The sequence below is a fragment of the Arthrobacter sp. K41 genome (assembly GCF_059089645.1).
Genome location: NZ_JBNHEW010000005.1, coordinates 290,785 through 310,436, shown reverse-complemented (window position 1 = coordinate 310,436; position 19,652 = coordinate 290,785). Strand labels below are relative to the sequence as shown.

The following is a 19,652-nucleotide window of genomic DNA, read 5'->3' as shown; positions in this document are numbered from 1 at the left end:
TCCAAGGGCCGTCCGCGCATCATTGAGCGACTAAACCGGATTTTCGCCGGCCGGTACTGGCTCCCTGCCCCTGTTTGGGACTCTGCCAAGGCAGCGGTCCGGCCACTTCAGCAGGGAACTTAGCTGAGGTCCCGAGTATACCCGGCGGCCCCGAAGCTGGCACTGGTCCGGCCCGGATCAGGCAGCGTTTTGCGACATAAGCCGTTCACATAAGGCAGGATTGTGGCAGGGCCCGATGCCCTGCCACCGGAGGCGGACCGCCTTCCAAGGTCAACGCAGGATGGGATGCAGCGCAGTGAGTGCACAGATCAAGCCCGGGCCGGGATCAGTATGACGGCGGAACTGCAGGCGCCGGCGCGCTCCCTGGGCTCCTGGACCATCGGTGTGGCAGGTATTGCCGGGCTCGCTGCAATCATTGCCGGCGTTTACACCTCCCGCGAGGCCCTCGTTACTGTCGCTGTAGTCAGTGCGGCTGCCGTGGGCGTCGGCTGGCCCCACTTCCTCCGGATACCTGCCAAGAAGACGCTCGCGGCAGTGATTGCCCTGGCCGGATCCGGATCTGCGCTCGCCGCCGCCTACTCGCCCGCTCCCGGCTACCTGGACTGGACGCCGCCGTTTATTGCCTTGGGGATCATGGCCGTATTCGTCGTGCAGCTCATCCGCGGTACAGGGCAGGCGCAGCGGTTGGAGTCGACGCTTGGCTGCTCCGTGGGAGTGCTGCTGGCCTGCCTCGGCGCGGGCTGGATCGCGGGCGCACGGTTCAACGGGGTAAAGGAGATGCTGCTGGTGGCGGCCATCAGCGCCACCGTGGCCCTGTTGGCCTGTTTGATCAGGTGGCCGGACAGAATCATTGCGCCCCTGGGAATAGTCCTGGCCGGCCTTGCCGGTCCATTGGCAGGACTGGTCCTTTCCGACATAGCGATCCTGCCGGCGGCTATTTTTGGTGTGGTGGTGGGCGCGGTCCTGGTCAGCTTCCGCCGGCTCGTGACGCTTCGCGGCGCACCCCTTGATGTTCCGGCTGCCCTTAGCATAGGGCTTGCGCCCGTCTCGGCGGTGGGTTCGCTGGCCTACTTCATAGACAAACTACTCATCTACTAACGCGTTAGGATGGCATCATGTCCGTACTTGCTTTTGAAATCTTCTTCCTTGTCCTGCTCGGCATCGCCAGCCTGTCCATGGCCTGGTTTGCCGGCTTTGTGGTCTACCGCCTGTTCAAAGGCCAGAAGTAGTCCCTTTCCGGAGCTAGCAGTTTCCCGAGGTATTTGCTGTGCCGATTGAAATTCCGACAGACCTGACCCCAGAACTTGTCCCCCTTTCCTGGCTCATTGGTGAGTGGGAGGGCCGTGGCCGGCTGGGCACCGGGGATGAGGACTCGGAACACTTCCTGCAGCACGTGTCCTTCACCCATAACGGGCTGCCTTATCTTCAGTACCGTGCGGAGAGCTGGCTGACGGACGACGACGGCACGCGCCTGCGGCCGCTGACCGTCGAAACCGGCTTCTGGGCGCTGGAGCGCAAGCAACTTGATGCCGACGGCGGTCCGGGCCTGATCCCGGCGGACATCGTTCCGGCGTTGAAGAGTGCCGACGAGGTGGAAGCCCTCCGCAACAGCGAGGGCGGCTTCGACATCTCTGTGTCCATCTCGCATCCCGGTGGAATTTCAGAGCTGTACTACGGGCAGATCAAAGGACCGCAAATCCAGCTCACCACCGACATGGTGATGCGCGGAAGCCACTCCAAGGACTACAGCGCGGCAACGCGCATCTTCGGCCTGGTGGACGGGAACCTGCTCTGGCGGTGGGACGTGGCCGTCGGCGGCAAGGAAGGCAAGGGGCTTGAAGCCCACGCTTCCGCCTTCCTCAAAAAAGTTTCCTGACCATCCCGGTCCCCAGGTAAGAGGACCGTGGACACCGGATCGATTCTGAATATCCGGAATACCGCCGACCCTCGAGGACTTCTACTACATATGACTACTCCCAGCCCCCTGTTGTCGCGCCCTGGAGCCGTTGAGGCAACCGGCGCGGACGCCGGCGTCGCATCCCACTACGGTGAGCCGCTGCGTGAGCAGCGCGCACTCGCTGCCGGTACCGCCGTCGTCGACCTGTCCCACCGCGGCGTGGTGACGGTCACCGGTCCGGACAGGCTGAGCTGGCTCAACACGCTGTCCTCGCAGCAGGTGACCAGCCTCCAGCCGGGGGAGTCCAGCGAACTGCTGCTCCTGAGCGTCCAGGGCAGGATCGACTTCGACGCCCGGGTGATTGACGACGGCGCCACCACCTGGCTGCTTGTTGAGGCCGCCGAAGCAGCACCCCTGGCGGAGTTCCTGAACCGGATGAAGTTCATGCTGCGGGTGGAAATTGCTGACGTTTCGGCCGAATGGGCGGTAGTGGGCAGCACCAGGGCAGTGCCGGAATGGTCCGAACTGCTGGTGTGGCAGGACCCCTGGCCCCATGTGGCGCCGGGGGGCTACTCCTATGCAACCGTCCCTCCGGGGAGCCATCCGGGGCTGGAGCGCCCGTGGTTTGAGTACCTGGTGCCGGCCGCGGACCTGGAGAAAACCGTCGATGGACGCCCGCTGGCCGGCGTGCTGGCGGCGGAAGCGCTGCGGCTGGCGGCGTGGCGCCCCCGGATAGGCGCCGAAACGGACGACAAAACCATCCCGCATGAGCTGGACCTGCTCCGTACCGCCGTGCACCTGGCCAAGGGCTGCTACAAAGGCCAGGAAACCATCGCGCGCGTACACAACCTGGGGCACCCGCCGCGCCGGCTCGTGTTCCTGCAGCTGGACGGCTCCCAACACACCCTGCCGCAGGCCGGAAGCCCCGTGCTGGCAGGGGAGCGGAAAGTAGGAACGGTCACGTCGGTGGCCCAGCACTACGAGATGGGGCCCGTTGCCCTGGCAGTCATAAAGCGTTCCGTTGGAGCGGATGAGATACTGACGGTCCTGGACGGCGAGGAGCCTTACCCTGCTGTCCAGGAGCTCATCGTTGCCCCCGACGCCGGCCAGGTAGTGGGGCGCCAGACCGGATTCCTCAAGGGGCCACGCTAATGACACAAGACGCTGGAACCACACCCGTGCCGTCCGATTCTTCGGCCGCCCAGGGAGGAGGCGACGACGAGGCGCTGGCTTTGGCGCACACGCTTTTCCAGGCCGCCAGGGAGGGCGATTCCGCGCTGCTGCGCGCCTACCTTGAGGCCGGTGCCCCGGCCACCCTCACAAATGCCGCAGGTGACTCCCTCCTGATGCTGGCCGCATACCACGGCCACGCAGAGACCGTTCAGCTCATCCTGAAACACGGCGCGGAAGCCCACACCGCCAACGACCGCGGCCAGACGCCGCTGGCCGGAGCGGCGTTCAAGGGCTATACCGACGTTGCCCGGGTCCTGCTGGAGGCCGGCGCCGATCCGGACGCCGGATCCCCCTCTGCCCGCGCCGCAGCCCAGATGTTTGCGCGCCAGGACATTCTGGATCTCCTGGGCTAGCACCACCGGGTCCTGCCCGGCCGTCAACCACCGACCCGAAGGATGACCCAGTGTAAAACGTAGCAAGGCCGTGGCCGGCCCTTTGGTCCCTGGTGATCGGGTTCTTTATGATCCTGATCGACAGCACCATCGTGTCCGTGGCCAATCCCCGGATCATGGAGGGGCTGGGCGCGGACATCAACTCGGTCATCTGGGTGACCAGTGCCTACCTCCTCGCCTACGCCGTCCCGCTGCTGATAACCGGCAGGCTCGGTGACAGGTTCGGGCCCAAAAAGCTTTACCTCCTGGGTTTGGTGGTATTCACCCTGGCCTCGTTGTGGTGCGGGCTGTCCGGTGACGTGCAGACCCTGATCGCCGCGCGGGTGCTCCAGGGCCTCGGCGCAGCCATCATGACGCCGCAGACCATGGCCGTGATCACGCGGATCTTCCCGCCGGACCGGCGGGGCGCCGCCATGGCCATCTGGGGAGCCACCGCCGGCGTCGCAACCCTGGTCGGCCCCATCCTCGGCGGCGTCCTGGTGGACGCCCTGGGCTGGGAATGGATCTTCTTCATCAACGTGCCGGTGGGCATCGCAGGTTTCGTCCTCGCCTGGCGGAACGTCCCGGCCCTCAATACCCACCCGCACCGGTTCGACATCCCCGGCGTGGTGCTCAGCGCCGTCGGACTCTTCCTCCTGGTGTTCGGCATCCAGGAAGGCGAAACCTACAACTGGGGCACCATCATTGGGCCGGTGAGTGTGTGGGGACTCATCATCGCCGGGCTTGCAGTGCTGACGGCGTTCGTGGTGTGGCAGCGCTACAACAAGGGCGAGCCGCTCCTGCCGCTGGGGCTGTTCCGGGACCGGAACTTCTCCCTCGCCAACATTGGCATCACCATGGTGGGTTTCACGGTGACCTCCTTCGGCCTGCCGCTGATTTTCTACTACCAGATGGTCCGCGGCCTGACCCCAACCCAGTCCGCCCTCCTTATGGTGCCGATGGCGCTGATTTCAGGCGGGCTGGCACCGGTGATCGGGAAAATAGTGGACCGGGTGAACCCCAAGTACCTGGCTGCCGGCGGGCTGACCCTGATGGCGGTGGCCCTGGCATGGAACGCAGTCCTGATGCAGCCGGACACCCCTATCCTGATGTTCCTGCTGCCCAGTGCCGTCCTGGGCTTTGCCAACGCAGGAATCTGGGCGCCCCTGAGCACCACCGCCACGCGCAACCTTCCGCCCCGGCAGGCCGGTGCAGGGTCCGGGGTTTACAACACCACCCGGCAGTTCGGGGCCGTCCTGGGCAGCGCAGCCATCGCGGTGCTGATCCAGTCCCGGCTGGCAGCCGAGCTTCAATCCGGCGGGCCCGGCGCGGCTGCGGGGGAGGGCATGGCCTTGTCCGGTGGCTTGCCGGAGGCGCTCCACAGCGGATTCTCGACGGCGATGGCCCAGTCCATCCTGCTGCCCGCCGGTGTGGTTCTGGCCGGGGCGGTCGTGGCACTGTTCTTTGCCAAACCCCAGCCGGTTCAGGGCTGGGGCGGCGGCGGGTCTGCCCCGTCAGCCAAGGTGGACGCTGGTCTGGATTCCGCCGGCTGAGAGGCCGAGCTTCCGGGCCAGCGCCAGGGAGCCGGTGTTGCTGACGTCTGTCCGCCACTGCAGCGTCAGCCCGGCGGACAGTGCCTCGTGGGCCGCGATGGACGCGGCGAGTGAACCCAGCCCGCGGCGCCGCCATTCCGGATCCACCAGCACACCCAGGTGGGCCAGCAGGCCCACCCACTCGGAGTAGGCGCCACAGGCAAGGGGTACACGGCGCCCGTTAATATCCCGGACGATCGTGTAGCGGTTTTCCAGGTCCGAAAGGCCAACCTCGTTGACGTCGTCCGGCGGGCAGTGTCCTTCCAGTTCTATCGCCTCCGGGTTTCCGTGCGAAACGGTCATCTCGTCAGAAGGCTGCTTCAGGGGAAGATCGTCGGCAAAGAACAGCGCAGCGGCACCCAGGCCATGGCCGCCATGGGACCGGGTCAGCGTCAGGAGTGTGACGTGCTGGGCCATCTCCTCATCCGGGATGCCCGCAGCGGCGTCAATGACCCACTGCGGACCAACGAGTGCCGAACTGCCAAAGAGCCGTACAAACTCCACGGTCTTCACCGATTCGTCAGCCCGGACAATCCGTTCCCCGGACGTCAGGGCAGTTCCGAAAGCGTCGTCGTCGAGTCCCAGGCGCCGGGCCCAGGCAAGCTGGATGATGGCGGCAGAACCGGGGTCAAGTGTCATACTCCCAGCCTAGGCCGGGCAGGGAGTCCGGCCGGACAGGACACCGTGGCTGGGGGAAACGCCTTAGCCGAAGAGGACGGCGGCTTCGTCGTAGCGCCTTTGAGGAACGGTCTTGAGTTGGCCCAGGGCTTCCTGGAACCCGACGTGCTCGATGTCCGTTCCCTTCAGCGCCACCATGGTCCCCCAGTAGCCTTCCACCACGGAGTCGATGGCGGCCATGCCCAGCCGGGTGGCCAGGACACGGTCGAAGGCCGACGGTACGCCGCCGCGCTGGATGTGTCCGAGGATGGTGGCGCGGGTTTCGATGCCGGTCCGGGCTTCAAGTTCCGGGGCGAGCTGGTCTGCGATGCCACCAAGGCGGGGCCGCCCAAATGTGTCCAGGCCGCGTTCGGAGTGCGGGGTTTCCATGTGCGCGGGAACGAACCCCTCGGCCACCACCACCAGGGGAGCGCGGCCGCGGGCGTGGGCTTCCTTGACCCATTCGGTGATCTGCTCGATGCTGACTTTCTGCTCAGGAATGAGAATGGCGTGGGCGCCGGCGGCCATGCCGGCATGGAGGGCGATCCAGCCCACGTGCCGGCCCATCACTTCAGCGATCATGCAGCGGTGGTGGGACTCGCCGGTGGTCCGGAGCCTGTCAATCGCTTCAGTGGCGATCTGGACGGCGGTATCGAAACCGAAGGTGTAGTCGGTGGCGTCGAGGTCGTTGTCCACGGTCTTGGGAACACCGACGATTTTCAGGCCGGCGTCGGTGAGGCGCTTGGCAGCGGCCAGGGTTCCCTCACCGCCGATCGCGATGATCGCGTCGATGCCCAGTCGGTCCATGTGGGCTTTGATGACCTCGGGGCCGCCGCCGTTTTCGAACGGGTTGGTGCGTGAGGTGCCCAGGATGGTGCCGCCCTGCTTGGCAATACCGCGGACCATGGTGCGGGGGATATCGATGATGTCGCCCTCGACCACACCGCGCCAGCCGTCGAGGAAACCGACGAATTCGTGACCGTGGATGGCGATGCCTTTGAGGACGGCTCCGCGGATCACGGCGTTCAGTCCGGGGCAGTCGCCACCGCTGGTAAGAATTCCAATTTTCATGTCTCTGGCTCAAATCCTGGGAGAAGGTGTACAGGCAGAGCGCCACGCTGAGCTCACATAGAGTCTAGTGGGGGGTGTGGGGTACGACACAAACCGGTTACATAAGGCCCTGCTCCCTCGCAACGGCCAGTTGCGCCCCAGCACGAAGGCCCCCGCTTCCCAACAGGGGCGGAGGCCTTTGTGCCCGCAGTCTCAGCGGCGGTTGATGGACCGCCGGTCAAGGAACGTCTGAAGCGGGATAACGTTGCGCTGGTCCGGCAGGACCACCCAGGCCAGGAGGTAGAAGATGACAGCCGGGCCGGGGAGCAGGCAGAAGAGCAGGAAGGCGATCCGGACATAGGCCACATCCACGTTGAGCTTTGCCGCGACGCCTCCCAGCACTCCTCCCAGCCAGCGCTCCGGTCCGCGTTTCAGGCCAAGGCCCCTGACGATGCTGAAGAACTTTTCCATGGCTCAAGACTTCCGTGTTGCAGGACTGTTGTCACGTTTCCGTGCGGAGAGGAGCCCGCCAATCACCAGGGCCGCGCCGGCGCCGATCATCAGCCCGATCAGGACGTAGGTCCCGTTGAGGGTGATGATGCCCAGCTGCGCGATGATGATCAGGGCGGCGAGGGCCAGGACTATCAGGCCCCACACCACGGTTCCCACCCGCGCTCCCGAAGGAGGGGCAGATTCGGTGCCTGCCGCCGTCGTGCTTCCCGGAGCGTATGGGTCCGGAGTTTGGCTGCTCATGTCAGTTACCTTCCTTGATGATGACGTTGCTGACGGTGCCGTCGATCTGGATCACCAGGTGGCTGCCGGGCTTGTCGGTGTTGTAGCTGCTTTCCCGTGTGGTGGTTCCGCCGCGCTGGCTTCCGCCTTCGGTGAGGTTGCCGAGCGTCATGTCGGCCCTGATGTCCACGGGCACGGTGTCGGGAATGACCACCGTGACGTTGCTGGCCGTGAAGTCCAGCGGGACCAGGACTTCGGACTGGAGCGGGGTGGCCAGGGCCAGTTCGGTAAGGTCGACCGTGCCGCGTCCTGCCGTGATGTTCAGCCCTTCGGTGGCCTGTTCGATGCTGGTGGGCGTCCAGTCAACCTGCTGGAACCGGACCCGGTCGCCGTTGTTGCCCACCACGTTGAAGATCCCGCCGATGATCAGGGCCGCCACCGCGAAGAACGAGAGGATGCCGGACGTCCTTCCGCGCAGGCCCAGGATGAGGATCCCGAGGCCCAGGACCGCAGCTGCGCTGGCCCAGGCGATGGCGTTGGTGGAGTCGCCCAGGTCGATGACGTTGGTGACATCCAGCGCCTTGAGTCCCGCACCCACGATCAGGGCGCTGCCTGCGGCGATTGCGACGGCGGGGGCACCGGGTCCTGGCGGACGTACGCGGGGTGCCGTCGGGTTGCCCTGCGGCTGCCGCGTGCCGCCGGTGCCTCCGTTGTTCCATCCACTGCCGGACCCGGTTCCACCGTAGGGGCTGCCGGTGAAAGGACCTGTGCCTGCTACGTCTGAGTAAGGGGGCGTAGTCCCTGCAGAGGTTGCTGCGGAGTAGGCGTTGGTCCCGGAGTAGGGCGTGGAACCGGGGTAGGTTGCGCCTGCCGATGTCCCAACCGCTGCCTTGTTTCGCTGGGCCAGGTAGTAGATCAGGTAGATGGCGCCGCCAACCCAAAAAACGGTCCAGAGGAAGGCTCCGAAGCCGTGGTCGCCCCAGCCCCAGAAGCCGCCGCCCAGTCCGCCGAAGCCGAGGATGGTGGCGATCAGGGAACCGGTCATGCCGCTGGTCCAACGGCCGGAACCGGCTTCCTGGACATGGATCCGGCCATCGGGCTCGGGCAGGAAGGCCCATGCCAGGCCGTAGACGAGCACACCAATGCCGGCGAAGAGGGTGAGGACGATGAAGACGCCGCGGACGATCAGCGGGTCAATGCCCATCCGCTGGGAAATGCCGCTGGAAACACCGCCGATCCAGCGGTCCTGGCCGCGCATGATTCCGTGGCTGCGGACCCAGCCGAAGAAGTCAGTCTGCTGGCCGGGCATACCGGCGTAGGCGTAGCTGCCGGTCTGGTGGGGGCCGCTTTGATTGGAGTAGGATCCGGCCGAGCGCCCGGCGTTGGTCCCGCCGGCTGTGTCCTGCGCCGGGTAGCCCTGCGTGGATTCCCGGGAGGGGTCCTGCGCCGAATTCTGGTCCGGCGCCGTTGGGGAAGCGGGCGGCAGCAGGGGCTCCGTGGTCTGGTCATTTTCCCGCTGGGGGAGGGGCTCCGTAGGCTGGCCGTCATCTGGGGTGGGGGTTTGCGAGTTCATACCTCAATCCTTCCGCCCGCGGTGGTTTGGCTCTACTGGGGGACACCCTGAACAGGCCCTGAGTGGCCCCCGGTTCCGGCCCGAACGCGGTCCGGGAAACCCTGATCCGTGCTTGGATTGATCCATGACAACCGTCCCCGTCCGCCCCCCGCTGGTCCGCCGCAGCGACCGCTTTCTGGCGGGTGTGTGCTCCGGCCTTGCCGTCCATCTGGGCTGGCCGGTCCGGAACGTGCGGGTGGTGATGCTCCTGGCTTCACTGGCCGGTGGCGCCGGCGTCGTCTTCTACGCCTGGCTGTGGATCATGGTGCCCACCGCGGATGAAAGCGCAAGGCGCCAGGCGCGCCGTCCGGCGTCGCCGATTGCCCCGGCCGTAAGTCCTGAGCGGGCGCAGGCTGCCGTTCCCCGGACGGCGGCGCCCGCCGGGACCGGAGCCGCACCTGGTGGATTTGGCGCGGTGCCGCCCGGAGTACCCGACGGCGGCAGCGGCTCAACAGCCGTCGGTCCTGATGCCCGTGGCAGCGCAGCGGGGCACGCTGGAGGACATGCTTCCGAGGTTGCCGCGCCCTGGTTCAGGTTCCGTGACATGCGGTATGGCAAGGAGATCCTGCTCGGCGTCGGGTTGCTCCTGGTTGCAGGCATCCTGGTGGCCCAGCTCCTGGGCGTGGACGTTCCGCTGGGCACGCTGATTCCGGCGGCGGCAGTTCTGGGTGGGGCGTCCATCGCGTGGATGCAGCTGGACGAGACCCGGCGGGCGGGGCTGGTGGACAAGACGAAGGCGGACCAGGCCGGCGGCTGGGCACGGCTCGCTGCGGGCCTGGCCCTGGTGGTTGCGGGCGTTCTGGTGATGGTGTCGGGATCGGGATCCTGGGAGCAGACGTGGCTGGCGCTGCTCGCCTCCGTGGCTGTCCTCGGCGGGGTGGTGCTGGTTCTGCTTCCTTGGGCGCTGAAGTTCTGGCGCGACCTGGAAGCGGAGCGCGCCGGCCGGATCCGGGAAACTGAGCGGGCGGAAATCGCCGCCCACCTGCACGACTCCGTGCTGCAGACTCTGGCACTTATCCAGCGGCGGGCTGCCAATGAGCACGACGTCGTCCGGCTGGCCCGTGCCCAGGAGCGGGAGCTGAGGGGCTGGCTGTTTGAGGACCCGGGCAAGGATGCCGGGCAGTTGTCGGACCGGATCAAGGCCGCAGCTGCCGAAGTGGAAGACCTGCTGGGCAACGCCGTCGAGGTGGTCAGCGTGGGAGACACCGCGGTCACCGAGAGCCATGAGGCACTGATCCAGGCCAGCCGGGAGGCGATGCTGAACGCCTCCCGCCACGGCGGCGGAACCGTCTCGGTGTACCTGGAGGCGTCCGCTGACCATGCCGAGGTCTTCATCAAGGACCGGGGCCCGGGCTTCGAGCTGCAGGACGTGCCGGAGGACCGGCTCGGTGTCCGGGAATCCATCATCGGCCGGATGAACCGCCACGGCGGCACGGCCACCATCTCCAGCACCAATGAAGGCACGGAGGTGCGGCTGGGATACCCGGCCGCCCCGCAGGACAGCACGGAAGGCAAACCATGAATGCAACGCAGGAAGCCGGTACCGGACCTGCCCGGACCGCCAGGGTAGTCATAGTGGACGACCACGCGATCTTCCGCTCCGGCCTGAAAGCGGACCTCGACCCGAGCATCCAGGTGGTGGGGGAAGCGGCCACCGTGGAGCAGGCAATAGCCGTAATCGCCCGGGAACGCCCGGACGTGGTGCTGTTGGACGTCCACCTGCCCGGAGGCCTCGGCGGCGGGGGCCGCGAAGTCATCGCCGGCTCAGCCGCCTTGCTGTCCACCACCAGGTTCCTTGCCCTAAGCGTCTCGGACGCGGCAGAGGACGTTGTGGCGGTAATCCGGGCGGGAGCGCGTGGCTACGTCACCAAGACCATTTCAGGGGCGGAGATCACCGATGCCGTGTACCGTGTGGCCGGCGGGGACGCCGTCTTCTCGCCACGGCTTGCAGGCTTCGTGCTGGACGCTTTTGGCACCGCTCCAGCGGACATCGCGGACGATGAACTGGACAGGCTCTCGGCCCGGGAACTGGAAGTTATGCGCCTCATCGCGCGCGGCTACAGCTACAAGGAAGTGGCAAAAGAGTTGTTCATAAGCATCAAGACAGTGGAAACCCACGTTTCCGCCGTCCTCCGCAAGCTCCAGCTGTCCAGCCGGCACGAACTGACCAAGTGGGCCGCGGAGCGCCGCCTCCTCTAGCCAGAGACCCTCTCCCACCTAAAGCACGTTTTCCCCCAACGCTCTCTCACTTGATGCGCCTGAAACCGGCACGCTCTCTCACTTGATGCGCCTTAAACCGGGATGCTCTATCACTTCCCTTGAGGAAGTGATAGAGCATCCCGGATTTTCCTGCGGTAAGTGAGAGAGCGTCCTACTGGGCTTTGCCCAGGAAGTCCTGCAGGCGCTGCACGCCCGTGGCAAGATCCTCGTCACCCAGGGCGTAGGAGAGGCGCAGGTAGCCGGAAGGCCCGAAAGCCTCGCCCGGGACCACCGCCACCTCAACCTCATCCAGGATCAGGGCAGCGAGCTCGGCGGAGGTCTGCGGCGTGGCGGTGCCGGACGCCGTCGGGAACTCCTTGCCCAGCAGCGCACGCACGTCCGCGTAGACGTAGAAGGCACCCTTCGGCGTCGGGCACTCCACACCCTCAATCGCGTTCAGGCCGGCCACGATCGCCTTGCGCCGGCGGTCAAAGGCAACCTTCATCTCGTCCACAGCGGTCAGCGGCCCGGAGACGGCGGCAAGAGCAGCGACCTGGGGGATGTTGGAGACGTTGGACGTGGCGTGGGACTGCAGGTTGGTGGCCGCCTTGATGACATCTGCCGGGCCGATCATCCAGCCGACGCGCCAGCCGGTCATGGCGTAGGTCTTGGCCACGCCGTTGAGGATGACCACCTTGTCGCCCAGGTCAGGGGCGGCGGTGGCGATGGAGGTGAACGGAACGCCGTCATAGGTCAGGTGCTCGTAAATCTCATCGGTGACAACCCAGAGGCCCTTGGCCGCGGCCCACTTGCCGATCGCCGCCACCTGCCCGGGGGAGTAGACGGACCCGGTGGGGTTCGACGGCGAGACGAACAGCAGGATCTTGGTCCTGTCGGTAAGGGCTTCCTCAAGCTGCTCCACGGTTACCAGGTAGTCCTGCTCGGGCCCGGCGAAGACCTCCACCGGCACGCCGCCGGCGAGGCGGATCGCCTCAGGGTACGTGGTCCAGAAAGGGGTGGGCACAATGACCTCATCGCCCGGGTCAACCAGGGTGGCGAAAGTGTTGTAGACGGCCTGCTTGCCGCCGTTGGTGACCAGGACCTGGGACGCGTCCACTGCGTAGCCGGAGTCCCGGAGGGTCTTCTCGGCAATGGCCTTTTTCAGCTCGGGCAGCCCGCCTGCGGGGGAGTAGCGGTGGTACTTGGGCTGGCCTGCCGCTTCAATGGCGGCCTGGACGATGTAGTCCGGAGTGGGAAAGTCGGGTTCGCCTGCGCCAAAACCAATAACCGGCCGGCCTGCCGCCTTCAGCGCCTTCGCCTTGGCGTCAACGGCAAGGGTGGCGGATTCGGCAATAGCGGAAATGCGTTGGGAAACGCGGGCGGCAGACATGGCAGGTCCGTTCTTCGCTTGCAGCCCGGAGGCTGGAATGTGGGATTCGACGTGATCTACTCTATGCTGTTCACCGGACCCTCCGGGTTGCCGGTTTTGATTGTGACTGCCTGCCAGTCGGGGTCATCACCGGCCTGCGGGAAGGGCCGGGGCGGGCTGGTTTTACGAACGCGAAGTTGTTGCGTAGACTGGTTCACCGGTGTTGAAAACACAGATGATGACGTGCGCCCCAGTGCAAACAGGTGGTTCGTTGTCGGAGCGTGGGAATCACTCCATAGGGTAGTGGCGCAATTGGTAGCGCAGCGGTCTCCAAAACCGCAGGTTGCAGGTTCGAGTCCTGTCTGCCCTGCGCAAGCTTGCCCCGGGCGAAAATCCGGGGCAAGCGCAGCAACCATGGTTCTGATCAGGGCCGGGTAATCCACCATTGCAAAGATGAGCGAGGACCAGGTGACCGAAACAGCTGCCAGCAGCTCCAAGGGCCGCCCAGCTAAGAAGGACGCCAAGGCAAACTTCTTCGCCCGCATTGCACTTTTCATCCGCCAGATCATCGGCGAACTGAAGAAGGTTGTTGCACCCACCCGCAAGGAACTGATCAACTACACGCTCGTGGTGCTGGTGTTCGTCGGCATCATGATGATCATCGTCAGCCTGCTGGACCTCGGTTTTGGAACCGCTGTCAGCTGGATCTTCGGCGGTAGCGTCCCCACGGACAGCTAGGGCTGAACCGTCCGCAGGCCGTGTGTTCCATCCGGGAAACCGGAGGGGAACACCGGTGTGCGGAATTGAGCCATTTAAATAGGCATGTTAGGCAATGAGGAAGCAGGAGACCAAGTGTCTGAGCAGGAGCTCGAGGTAACCGAGACTGAGCTGGAAGAGTCCGCGGACATCACGGCAGAAGCCGGTGACGAGTCTGAGGTTGATTCCTCCGCGCCCGAAGCCAGCGACGCCGAGTCTGAAGAAGACGCCGAGTACGACGACGACGCAGAAGCGGACGACGCCGGCTCCGGGGAAGAGTCCGGCGACGTCCTTGCCGCTGCCGCCGCAAAGGCCGACGTCGATCCCGCCGAGGAGTTCAAGGCCAAGCTGCGCCGCCAGGAAGGCGACTGGTACGTCATCCACTCCTACGCCGGTTACGAAAACCGCGTGAAGGCCAACCTTGAGACCCGCATCCAGACCTTGGACATGGAAGATTACATCTTCGAAATCCAGGTGCCCATGGAAGAAGTCGTTGAGATCAAGAACGCCCAGCGCAAGGTCATCAACCGCGTCCGCATCCCCGGTTACGTCCTGGTCCGCATGGACCTGACGGATGCCTCCTGGGGCGCCGTCCGCCACACCCCTGGCGTCACCGGTTTCGTGGGCAACGCCCACAATCCCGTGCCGCTGCGCCTGGATGAGGTTTTCTCCATGCTCGCCCCCGTCTTCGAGGAAGAGCAGGCAGAGAAGGGCAAGCCGGTCAACAAGCAGCACCAGGCTCCCGTGGATGTCGACTTTGAGGTCGGAGAGTCCGTCATCGTCAAGGAAGGCCCGTTCGAGACCCTTCCCGCCACGATCTCCGAGATCAAGGTCGAATCCCAGACCCTCGTGGTGCTGGTATCGATCTTCGAGCGCGAAACGCCCGTTACCCTGGCGTTCAACCAGGTCACCAAGATCTGACAAACCCAAGAATTCGTTCCGGTGCGGCCTGCTTTAGCAGCACCGGAACGGCTCGGCTGCCTCGCCATGGCGGCCAAAAACCTGAGGCACGCTCCTGTGCCCCAGGACGTTATTGAGAGAAGGACCCTACATTGGCTCCCAAGAAGAAGGTCACCGGCCTCATCAAGCTGCAGATCCAGGCAGGTGCCGCTAACCCGGCTCCGCCGATCGGTCCTGCGCTTGGCCAGCACGGTGTCAACATCATGGAATTCTGCAAGGCGTACAACGCTGCAACGGAAGCCCAGCGCGGAAACGTCATCCCCGTGGAAATCACGGTCTACGAGGACCGCTCCTTCACCTTCATCACCAAGACCCCGCCGGCTGCAGAGCTCATCAAGAAGGCTGCAGGCGTCGCCAAGGGTTCAGCAACCCCGCACACCGTCAAGGTTGCCAAGCTGACCCAGGCCCAGGTCAACGAGATCGCCTCCACCAAGATGGAAGACCTCAACGCCACCAGCCTCGAGGGCGCAGCGAAAATCATCGCCGGCACCGCCCGCTCCATGGGTATCACCGTCGAGGGTTAATGCCCTCGCTGCCGGACGCCGGACTCGGGAAACCGATGACGACGACGGGCGGCACCGCCGGGAAACCGGCACCACTGCCGTATAAGCGGCACAAACCGACAATGTTGGGAACCGGGCACGGATAACGAGCCCGCTCACCGACTGTGGCAGGGCCCAGCGCGGTCCGCAGACCACAACTGCACAAGGAGAAACAAGCAGCATGGCAAAGCGCAGCAAAGCATATGAGGCAGCAGCCGCCAAGATCGACGCGGAGAAGTTCTACGCGCCGTTCGAGGCCGTAACCCTCGCCAAGGACACCAACCCGTCCAAGTTCGACGCCACCGTTGAGGTTGCATTCCGCCTCGGCGTCGATCCCCGCAAGGCTGACCAGATGGTCCGCGGCACCGTCAACCTGCCCCACGGCACCGGTAAGACTGCCCGCGTCCTGGTTTTCGCCACGGGTGACAAGGCTGAAGCAGCAATCGCTGCCGGCGCCGACTTCGTTGGTTCCGACGACCTGATCGAAAAGATCGCAGCCGGCTGGACCGACTTCGACGCCGCCGTCGCCACCCCTGACCTCATGGGCAAGGTTGGCCGCCTCGGTAAGGTCCTCGGCCCGCGTAACCTGATGCCGAACCCGAAGACGGGCACCGTGACCCCCGACGTCACCAAGGCCGTCAACGACATCAAGGGTGGAAAGATCGACTTCCGCGTCGACAAGCACTCCAACCTGCACTTCATCATCGGCAAGGTGTCCTTCGACGCCATCAAGCTGGCTGAAAACTACGCAGCAGCACTGGAAGAGGTGCTTCGCCTGAAGCCGTCCGCTTCCAAGGGCCGCTACATCCAGAAGGCCACGGTTGCCACCACGTTCGGTCCCGGCATCTCCGTTGACCCCAACGTCACCAAGGTTCTGACCGAGGCCTAAACCCTCGTTCGAAGCCCCGCAGCGGATCCTTCCGCTGCAAACCCAAACCGCCCGGCACATGCCGGGCGGTTTGGGTTTAAGCCCGGGAACATAACGCACACGGTGCATCCTTGCCTAAGCTGTAGAAGTGGCCGAACCGGAGGTGCAACCGTCCCCTGAAAAGACCGCCGCGCTGGTGATAAGCGCAGTGGCGGTCCTGAAGAGTGGCAGCGAAACCGGCGCGCGCCAGATTACCGGGGAATTCAAGGAGTGCCACGCCCTGCGGGTGGAGCACGAGCTCGCCGTTTGGGGCAACCTGGACCGCTGCGACACGCTGCAGGAAGCCGCGGAGTATTGGCAGGGCAATGCCTATGAAGAACGGCAACTTTACCTGGCCAAGGTCGGCGGCGCCACCGTGGGCATGTGCTCGGTGACCCTCCCTTTGCGCGAGAACACCCATACCGCAGGAATAGATGTCCTGATCACGCCTGCCCACCGCCGGCAAGGCCTTGGCAGTGCGCTACTTAAGCATGCAGAAGCAGTCGCCCGCAAACGCGGGCGCACATCCCTTGACGCCTACAACGAAGTGCCGCTGGGGACCGCCGGGGAAGCCGCACTCCTCCCCGCAAAATCCGGGGCCGGCGGCCTGCCGCTTGATGAGCCCGCCGTGGCCTTTGCTGTTGCCGCCGGCTATGAGCTGGAACAGGTGGAACGGTCCAGCCGCCTCGCCCTCCCCGTTCCGCCGGAATTGCTGAAGCGGCTTGAAGACGAGGCCTCCGCCCGGGCAGCGGACTACACCATCACCGGCTGGGACGACAGCTGCCCGGAGGACCTGGTGCAGGCCTATGCCGGCCTCAAAGCCACGATGACCACCGAGGTACCCATCGCCGGAATGAACTGGGATGGTGAAGACTGGGACGCCGCCAGGGTCCGGGAAGAGGAAAACCGGCTGATCCGGAGCGGTGTCCAGTCAGCTGTGACGGCCGCCCGCCACCGGGCCTCAGGGCAACTTGTGGCCTACACGGTGCTGAACTGGCGTGCCGGCGTGCCGGACTCCATGGTGCAGCAGGACACGTTGGTCATCCCGGAACACCGCGGACATCGCCTGGGCATGCTGATTAAAGTGGCAAACGTGAAGCGCGCCCATGAAAAGTGGCCGTCCGCGCGGTCGGTGTTGACGTGGAATGCCAACGAAAACCAACATATGCTGGCCATAAATATTGCACTTGGATTCAAGCCCGCAGGTTATGAAGGCGAGTGGCAGAAACGGCTGGGATGATGCGCCTATGGCTAAAGACGACGTGAAGATCGAGCAGCTTTGGATTCCCGACTCACTGGACGCGCCGGACGCAGCTGATTTCCTCGCGGCCGTCGAAGTGGGCCGGAAGGTCCGGATGCAGACCTGGGGGAGTGACGACCTCGCCTACGGCCCCCTGGAGAAGCTGCTCGAATTCCAGGACCCGTACGAGCGTCAGCTCATTCTCGTCGCCAAGGTGGACGGTGAGATCGTGGGGACCGTGGACATCGCCCTTCCCCTCACGGACAACCTCGACCTGGCGGAATTCACCCTCGACATCCTGCCCGAGTTCCAGCGCCAGGGCGTCGGCCGCCGCCTCCTCCAGGCCGCGGAGCAGTTCGCCCGCGGCGAAGGCCGCACCATGATCCTGGTGGACACGAACCACCCCGGGGCCTCCCTGCATGAGTTTGAACGCGCCCAGCTGGTTCCCGGTACGGGGCAGGGCTTTGTGCCGTTGGAAAGCCGTGAAGTCGAATTCGCGCAGAAGACGGGCTACACGCTCCAGCACATCGAGCAGTTCAGCGCCTGCGCGCTGCCCCTGGACACAAAGCTGGTTGCCGACCTGCAGGCGGAGGCGGATGCGGCCAACAACGGACGGTACCGCCTGCACCACTGGACCGACCGCTGCCCTGACGGCTGGCTGGAAGCCGTGGCCGCCCTTGAAAACCAAGCGGGCGCCGACGTCGATCCCTCCTTGGAGCCGCCAGTAGAGCAGGACATGATGCTCGACGGCGCCATCCTCCGGGAAGCCGAGGAAGTTGCCATTTCGCAGGGCAGGCGGACGGTTGTCACCGCCGTCGAGCACCTCGCCACGGGGACCCTCGTAGGCCTGACCACCATCACGGTGCTGGCGCACCGCGCGGACGTTGTCTTCCAGGACGACACGCTGGTGCTGCAGGAGCACCGCGGGAACAAGCTGGGGCTGCTGATCAAGGTGGCCAACATGGAACGGCTCACCGAGCAGTTCCCCGATGCCCGGATCATCTACACCTGGAACGCCCCGGAGAACCGGTACCTCCTCACCGTCAACAAACAGCTGGGTTTCCAGACAGCGGGCGTGACGGGAATCTGGCAAAAGGAGCTCCCGCACCTGCACACCAGCACCAGCTGAAGGCCCCGATTTGGTGCAGTGGTGGCTCTCCCGTAGACTTGAAGGACCAAAGACCGTCGGTTGTTGGAAATCCACTCTCTCGAACATGGCTCAACTCTGCAGTTGTGCGCGGGAGAAGCAGTGGCTTTCTGGACGAAGGACCCTCAACGTAGGGCGGCCGGCGCAGGTGAACGAAGCAAACGCTCCACGGATTTTCCGTGTTGAGCCAAGCCCCGTGCATCTGCGCGGGGCGTTTTTAGTTATAGCTCACTTGAGCGGGGACCGTCGCATACCGGCACTATCCCCGGAAGGAGGGTTATGGCAACGCCTGCAAAGGTTTCAGCAGTAGCTGAGATCACTAACGATTTCAAGGAATCGAACGCCGCTGTCCTGACCGAATACCGTGGGCTCACAGTTGCACAGATCAAGCAGCTGCGTGTTTCTCTCGGCCAGGACACCAAGTTCTCGGTCGTCAAGAACACCCTGACTGCCATTGCAGCCAAGGAAGCCGGCGTCGAAGCATTCGACGGCCAGCTTGCCGGCCCCACTGCAATCGCGTTCATCAAGGGTGACGCAGTTGCCGCTGCCAAGAGCCTGACGGATTTCGCCAAGACCAACAAGCAGCTGGTCATCAAGACCGGTTACTTCGAGGGCAAGGCATTGAACGCCAGCGAGGTTGCCGCACTGGCAGCCCTCGAGTCCCGTGAGCTGCAGCTCGCCAAGGTTGCTGGTGTCCTCAAGGCACCCGCTGCCGCCGCTGCACGCATCATCGACGCACTGCGCCTCAAGCTTGAAGAAGAGAACGGTGCACCGGCAGCTGCCGAAGCGCCCGCCGCTGAAGAAGCTCCCGCCGCCGAAGCAGAAGCTCCCGCAGCTGACGCTCCCGCGGCTGAAGAGAACTAGTTCTCTTTACCCCACCAGACTCCGGTGTGACGCGTGGCTCCGTGCCGCTGAACACCACAACAGGAAGGACGCCTACCATGGCGAAGCTCAGCAACGAAGAGCTCATTGAAGCTTTCAAGGAACTGACCATCATCGAGCTCTCCGAGTTCGTCAAGCTCTTCGAAGAGACCTTCGAAGTTACCGCTGCTGCTGTAGCTGTTGCTGGCCCCGCCGGCGCTGCTGCTGAAGAGGTTGAAGAGAAGACCGACTTCGATGTCGTCCTCGAATCTGCCGGCGAAAAGAAGATCGCAGTGATCAAGGAAGTTCGCGCCATCACCTCCCTCGGCCTCAAGGAAGCCAAGGACCTGGTTGACAGCGCACCCAAGGCTGTTCTCGAAGGCGCCACCAAGGAAGCTGCCGAGAAGGCCAAGGAGCAGCTCGAGGCTGCAGGCGCCACCGTTACCCTCAAGTAACAACGCCTTTTCCTTTCGAAAAGCCCCGTCCACGTTTGTGGGCGGGGCTTTTTGCGTCCCAATGCAAGTAGT

At 64.8% G+C, this 19,652-nt stretch carries 21 protein-coding genes and 1 tRNA gene; 16 read left to right on the top strand and 6 right to left on the bottom strand.

What is annotated here, in order from left to right; all coding sequences use genetic code 11:
• The first annotated feature begins 330 nt into the window (after positions 1–330).
• The 5 genes from AC5RTE_RS14050 (at position 331) to AC5RTE_RS14030 (ending at position 5,054) form a co-directional block, all read left to right on the top strand.
• Entirely contained in the window at positions 331–1,098 is a 768-nt protein-coding gene (locus AC5RTE_RS14050; protein ID WP_494041983.1) for a permease, read from the top strand.
• Between the two features lie 169 nt (positions 1,099–1,267).
• Positions 1,268–1,876, top strand: coding sequence for a nitrobindin family protein (locus AC5RTE_RS14045; RefSeq protein ID WP_461172091.1), 609 nt, complete (start codon positions 1,268–1,270; stop codon positions 1,874–1,876).
• 90 nt (positions 1,877–1,966) lie between these two features.
• Positions 1,967–3,049 (top strand): CAF17-like 4Fe-4S cluster assembly/insertion protein YgfZ, encoded by a 1,083-nt coding sequence (ygfZ, locus tag AC5RTE_RS14040; RefSeq protein WP_494041982.1) that lies wholly within the window; start codon positions 1,967–1,969, stop codon positions 3,047–3,049.
• A complete protein-coding gene (locus AC5RTE_RS14035; protein ID WP_494041981.1) occupies positions 3,049–3,483 on the top strand; it encodes an ankyrin repeat domain-containing protein in 435 nt (144 codons plus the stop codon). Before ygfZ ends, AC5RTE_RS14035 begins: the two co-directional genes overlap by 1 nt.
• Positions 3,484–3,590: 107 nt before the next feature.
• Positions 3,591–5,054, top strand: a complete 1,464-nt coding sequence (locus tag AC5RTE_RS14030) for a DHA2 family efflux MFS transporter permease subunit (RefSeq protein WP_494042033.1) — start codon at positions 3,591–3,593, stop codon at positions 5,052–5,054.
• On the opposite strand, the gene AC5RTE_RS14025 is transcribed toward AC5RTE_RS14030, so the two are convergent.
• From AC5RTE_RS14025 to AC5RTE_RS14005, 5 genes are all read right to left on the bottom strand, one after another.
• The gene (locus tag AC5RTE_RS14025) at positions 5,016–5,732 is read right to left on the bottom strand and encodes a GNAT family N-acetyltransferase (protein WP_494041980.1); all 717 of its coding nucleotides are present in this window, start codon (positions 5,730–5,732) and stop codon (positions 5,016–5,018) included. The genes AC5RTE_RS14030 and AC5RTE_RS14025 overlap by 39 nt on opposite strands.
• Before the next feature lie 63 nt (positions 5,733–5,795).
• Positions 5,796–6,821 carry an ATP-dependent 6-phosphofructokinase gene (locus AC5RTE_RS14020; protein ID WP_494041979.1) on the bottom strand — a complete coding sequence of 342 codons (1,026 nt, stop codon included), beginning with the start codon at positions 6,819–6,821 and terminating at the stop codon, positions 5,796–5,798.
• 192 nt (positions 6,822–7,013) lie between these two features.
• The gene (locus AC5RTE_RS14015) at positions 7,014–7,271 is read right to left on the bottom strand and encodes a PspC domain-containing protein (protein WP_494041978.1); all 258 of its coding nucleotides are present in this window, start codon (positions 7,269–7,271) and stop codon (positions 7,014–7,016) included.
• 3 nt (positions 7,272–7,274) lie between these two features.
• A complete protein-coding gene (locus AC5RTE_RS14010; RefSeq protein ID WP_494041977.1) occupies positions 7,275–7,553 on the bottom strand; it encodes a hypothetical protein in 279 nt (92 codons plus the stop codon).
• Between the two features lies 1 nt (position 7,554).
• Positions 7,555–9,105: a PspC domain-containing protein gene (locus tag AC5RTE_RS14005; protein ID WP_494041976.1), complete on the bottom strand. Its 1,551-nt coding sequence runs from the start codon at positions 9,103–9,105 to the stop codon at positions 7,555–7,557.
• A 124-nt stretch (positions 9,106–9,229) separates the two neighbouring features.
• Between AC5RTE_RS14005 and AC5RTE_RS14000 the strand changes: the two genes are divergently transcribed.
• Positions 9,230–10,666: an ATP-binding protein gene (locus AC5RTE_RS14000; protein WP_494041975.1), complete on the top strand. Its 1,437-nt coding sequence runs from the start codon at positions 9,230–9,232 to the stop codon at positions 10,664–10,666.
• Positions 10,663–11,343 carry a LuxR C-terminal-related transcriptional regulator gene (locus AC5RTE_RS13995; protein WP_494041974.1) on the top strand — a complete coding sequence of 227 codons (681 nt, stop codon included), beginning with the start codon at positions 10,663–10,665 and terminating at the stop codon, positions 11,341–11,343. The genes AC5RTE_RS14000 and AC5RTE_RS13995 overlap by 4 nt, the downstream gene beginning before the upstream one ends.
• A gap of 172 nt (positions 11,344–11,515) precedes the next feature.
• Here the strand turns inward: AC5RTE_RS13995 and AC5RTE_RS13990 are convergent, their stop codons facing one another.
• Positions 11,516–12,733 (bottom strand): pyridoxal phosphate-dependent aminotransferase, encoded by a 1,218-nt coding sequence (locus AC5RTE_RS13990; protein WP_494041973.1) that lies wholly within the window; start codon positions 12,731–12,733, stop codon positions 11,516–11,518.
• Between the two features lie 276 nt (positions 12,734–13,009).
• On the opposite strand from AC5RTE_RS13990, the gene AC5RTE_RS13985 reads away from it, so the two are divergent.
• The 9 genes from AC5RTE_RS13985 (at position 13,010) to rplL (ending at position 19,580) form a co-directional block, all read left to right on the top strand.
• Positions 13,010–13,082, top strand: a tRNA-Trp gene (locus AC5RTE_RS13985).
• 83 nt (positions 13,083–13,165) lie between these two features.
• Positions 13,166–13,450 carry a preprotein translocase subunit SecE gene (gene secE / locus AC5RTE_RS13980; protein WP_104042553.1) on the top strand — a complete coding sequence of 95 codons (285 nt, stop codon included), beginning with the start codon at positions 13,166–13,168 and terminating at the stop codon, positions 13,448–13,450.
• 114 nt (positions 13,451–13,564) lie between these two features.
• On the top strand, positions 13,565–14,389 hold the full coding sequence (nusG, locus tag AC5RTE_RS13975) for a transcription termination/antitermination protein NusG (RefSeq protein WP_494041972.1): 825 nt from the start codon (positions 13,565–13,567) through the stop codon (positions 14,387–14,389).
• A gap of 131 nt (positions 14,390–14,520) precedes the next feature.
• Entirely contained in the window at positions 14,521–14,952 is a 432-nt protein-coding gene (gene rplK / locus AC5RTE_RS13970) for a 50S ribosomal protein L11 (protein ID WP_003803853.1), read from the top strand.
• A 199-nt stretch (positions 14,953–15,151) separates the two neighbouring features.
• Positions 15,152–15,859, top strand: coding sequence for a 50S ribosomal protein L1 (gene rplA / locus AC5RTE_RS13965; RefSeq protein WP_163161877.1), 708 nt, complete (start codon positions 15,152–15,154; stop codon positions 15,857–15,859).
• A 127-nt stretch (positions 15,860–15,986) separates the two neighbouring features.
• The gene (locus AC5RTE_RS13960; RefSeq protein ID WP_494041971.1) at positions 15,987–17,117 is read left to right on the top strand and encodes a GNAT family N-acetyltransferase; all 1,131 of its coding nucleotides are present in this window, start codon (positions 15,987–15,989) and stop codon (positions 17,115–17,117) included.
• Between the two features lie 7 nt (positions 17,118–17,124).
• Entirely contained in the window at positions 17,125–18,246 is a 1,122-nt protein-coding gene (locus AC5RTE_RS13955; protein WP_494041970.1) for a GNAT family N-acetyltransferase, read from the top strand.
• Positions 18,247–18,543: 297 nt separating this feature from the next.
• Positions 18,544–19,128 carry a 50S ribosomal protein L10 gene (rplJ, locus tag AC5RTE_RS13950; protein WP_494041969.1) on the top strand — a complete coding sequence of 195 codons (585 nt, stop codon included), beginning with the start codon at positions 18,544–18,546 and terminating at the stop codon, positions 19,126–19,128.
• Between the two features lie 77 nt (positions 19,129–19,205).
• Positions 19,206–19,580: a 50S ribosomal protein L7/L12 gene (gene rplL / locus AC5RTE_RS13945; protein ID WP_307094334.1), complete on the top strand. Its 375-nt coding sequence runs from the start codon at positions 19,206–19,208 to the stop codon at positions 19,578–19,580.
• Positions 19,581–19,652: the final 72 nt, after the last annotated feature.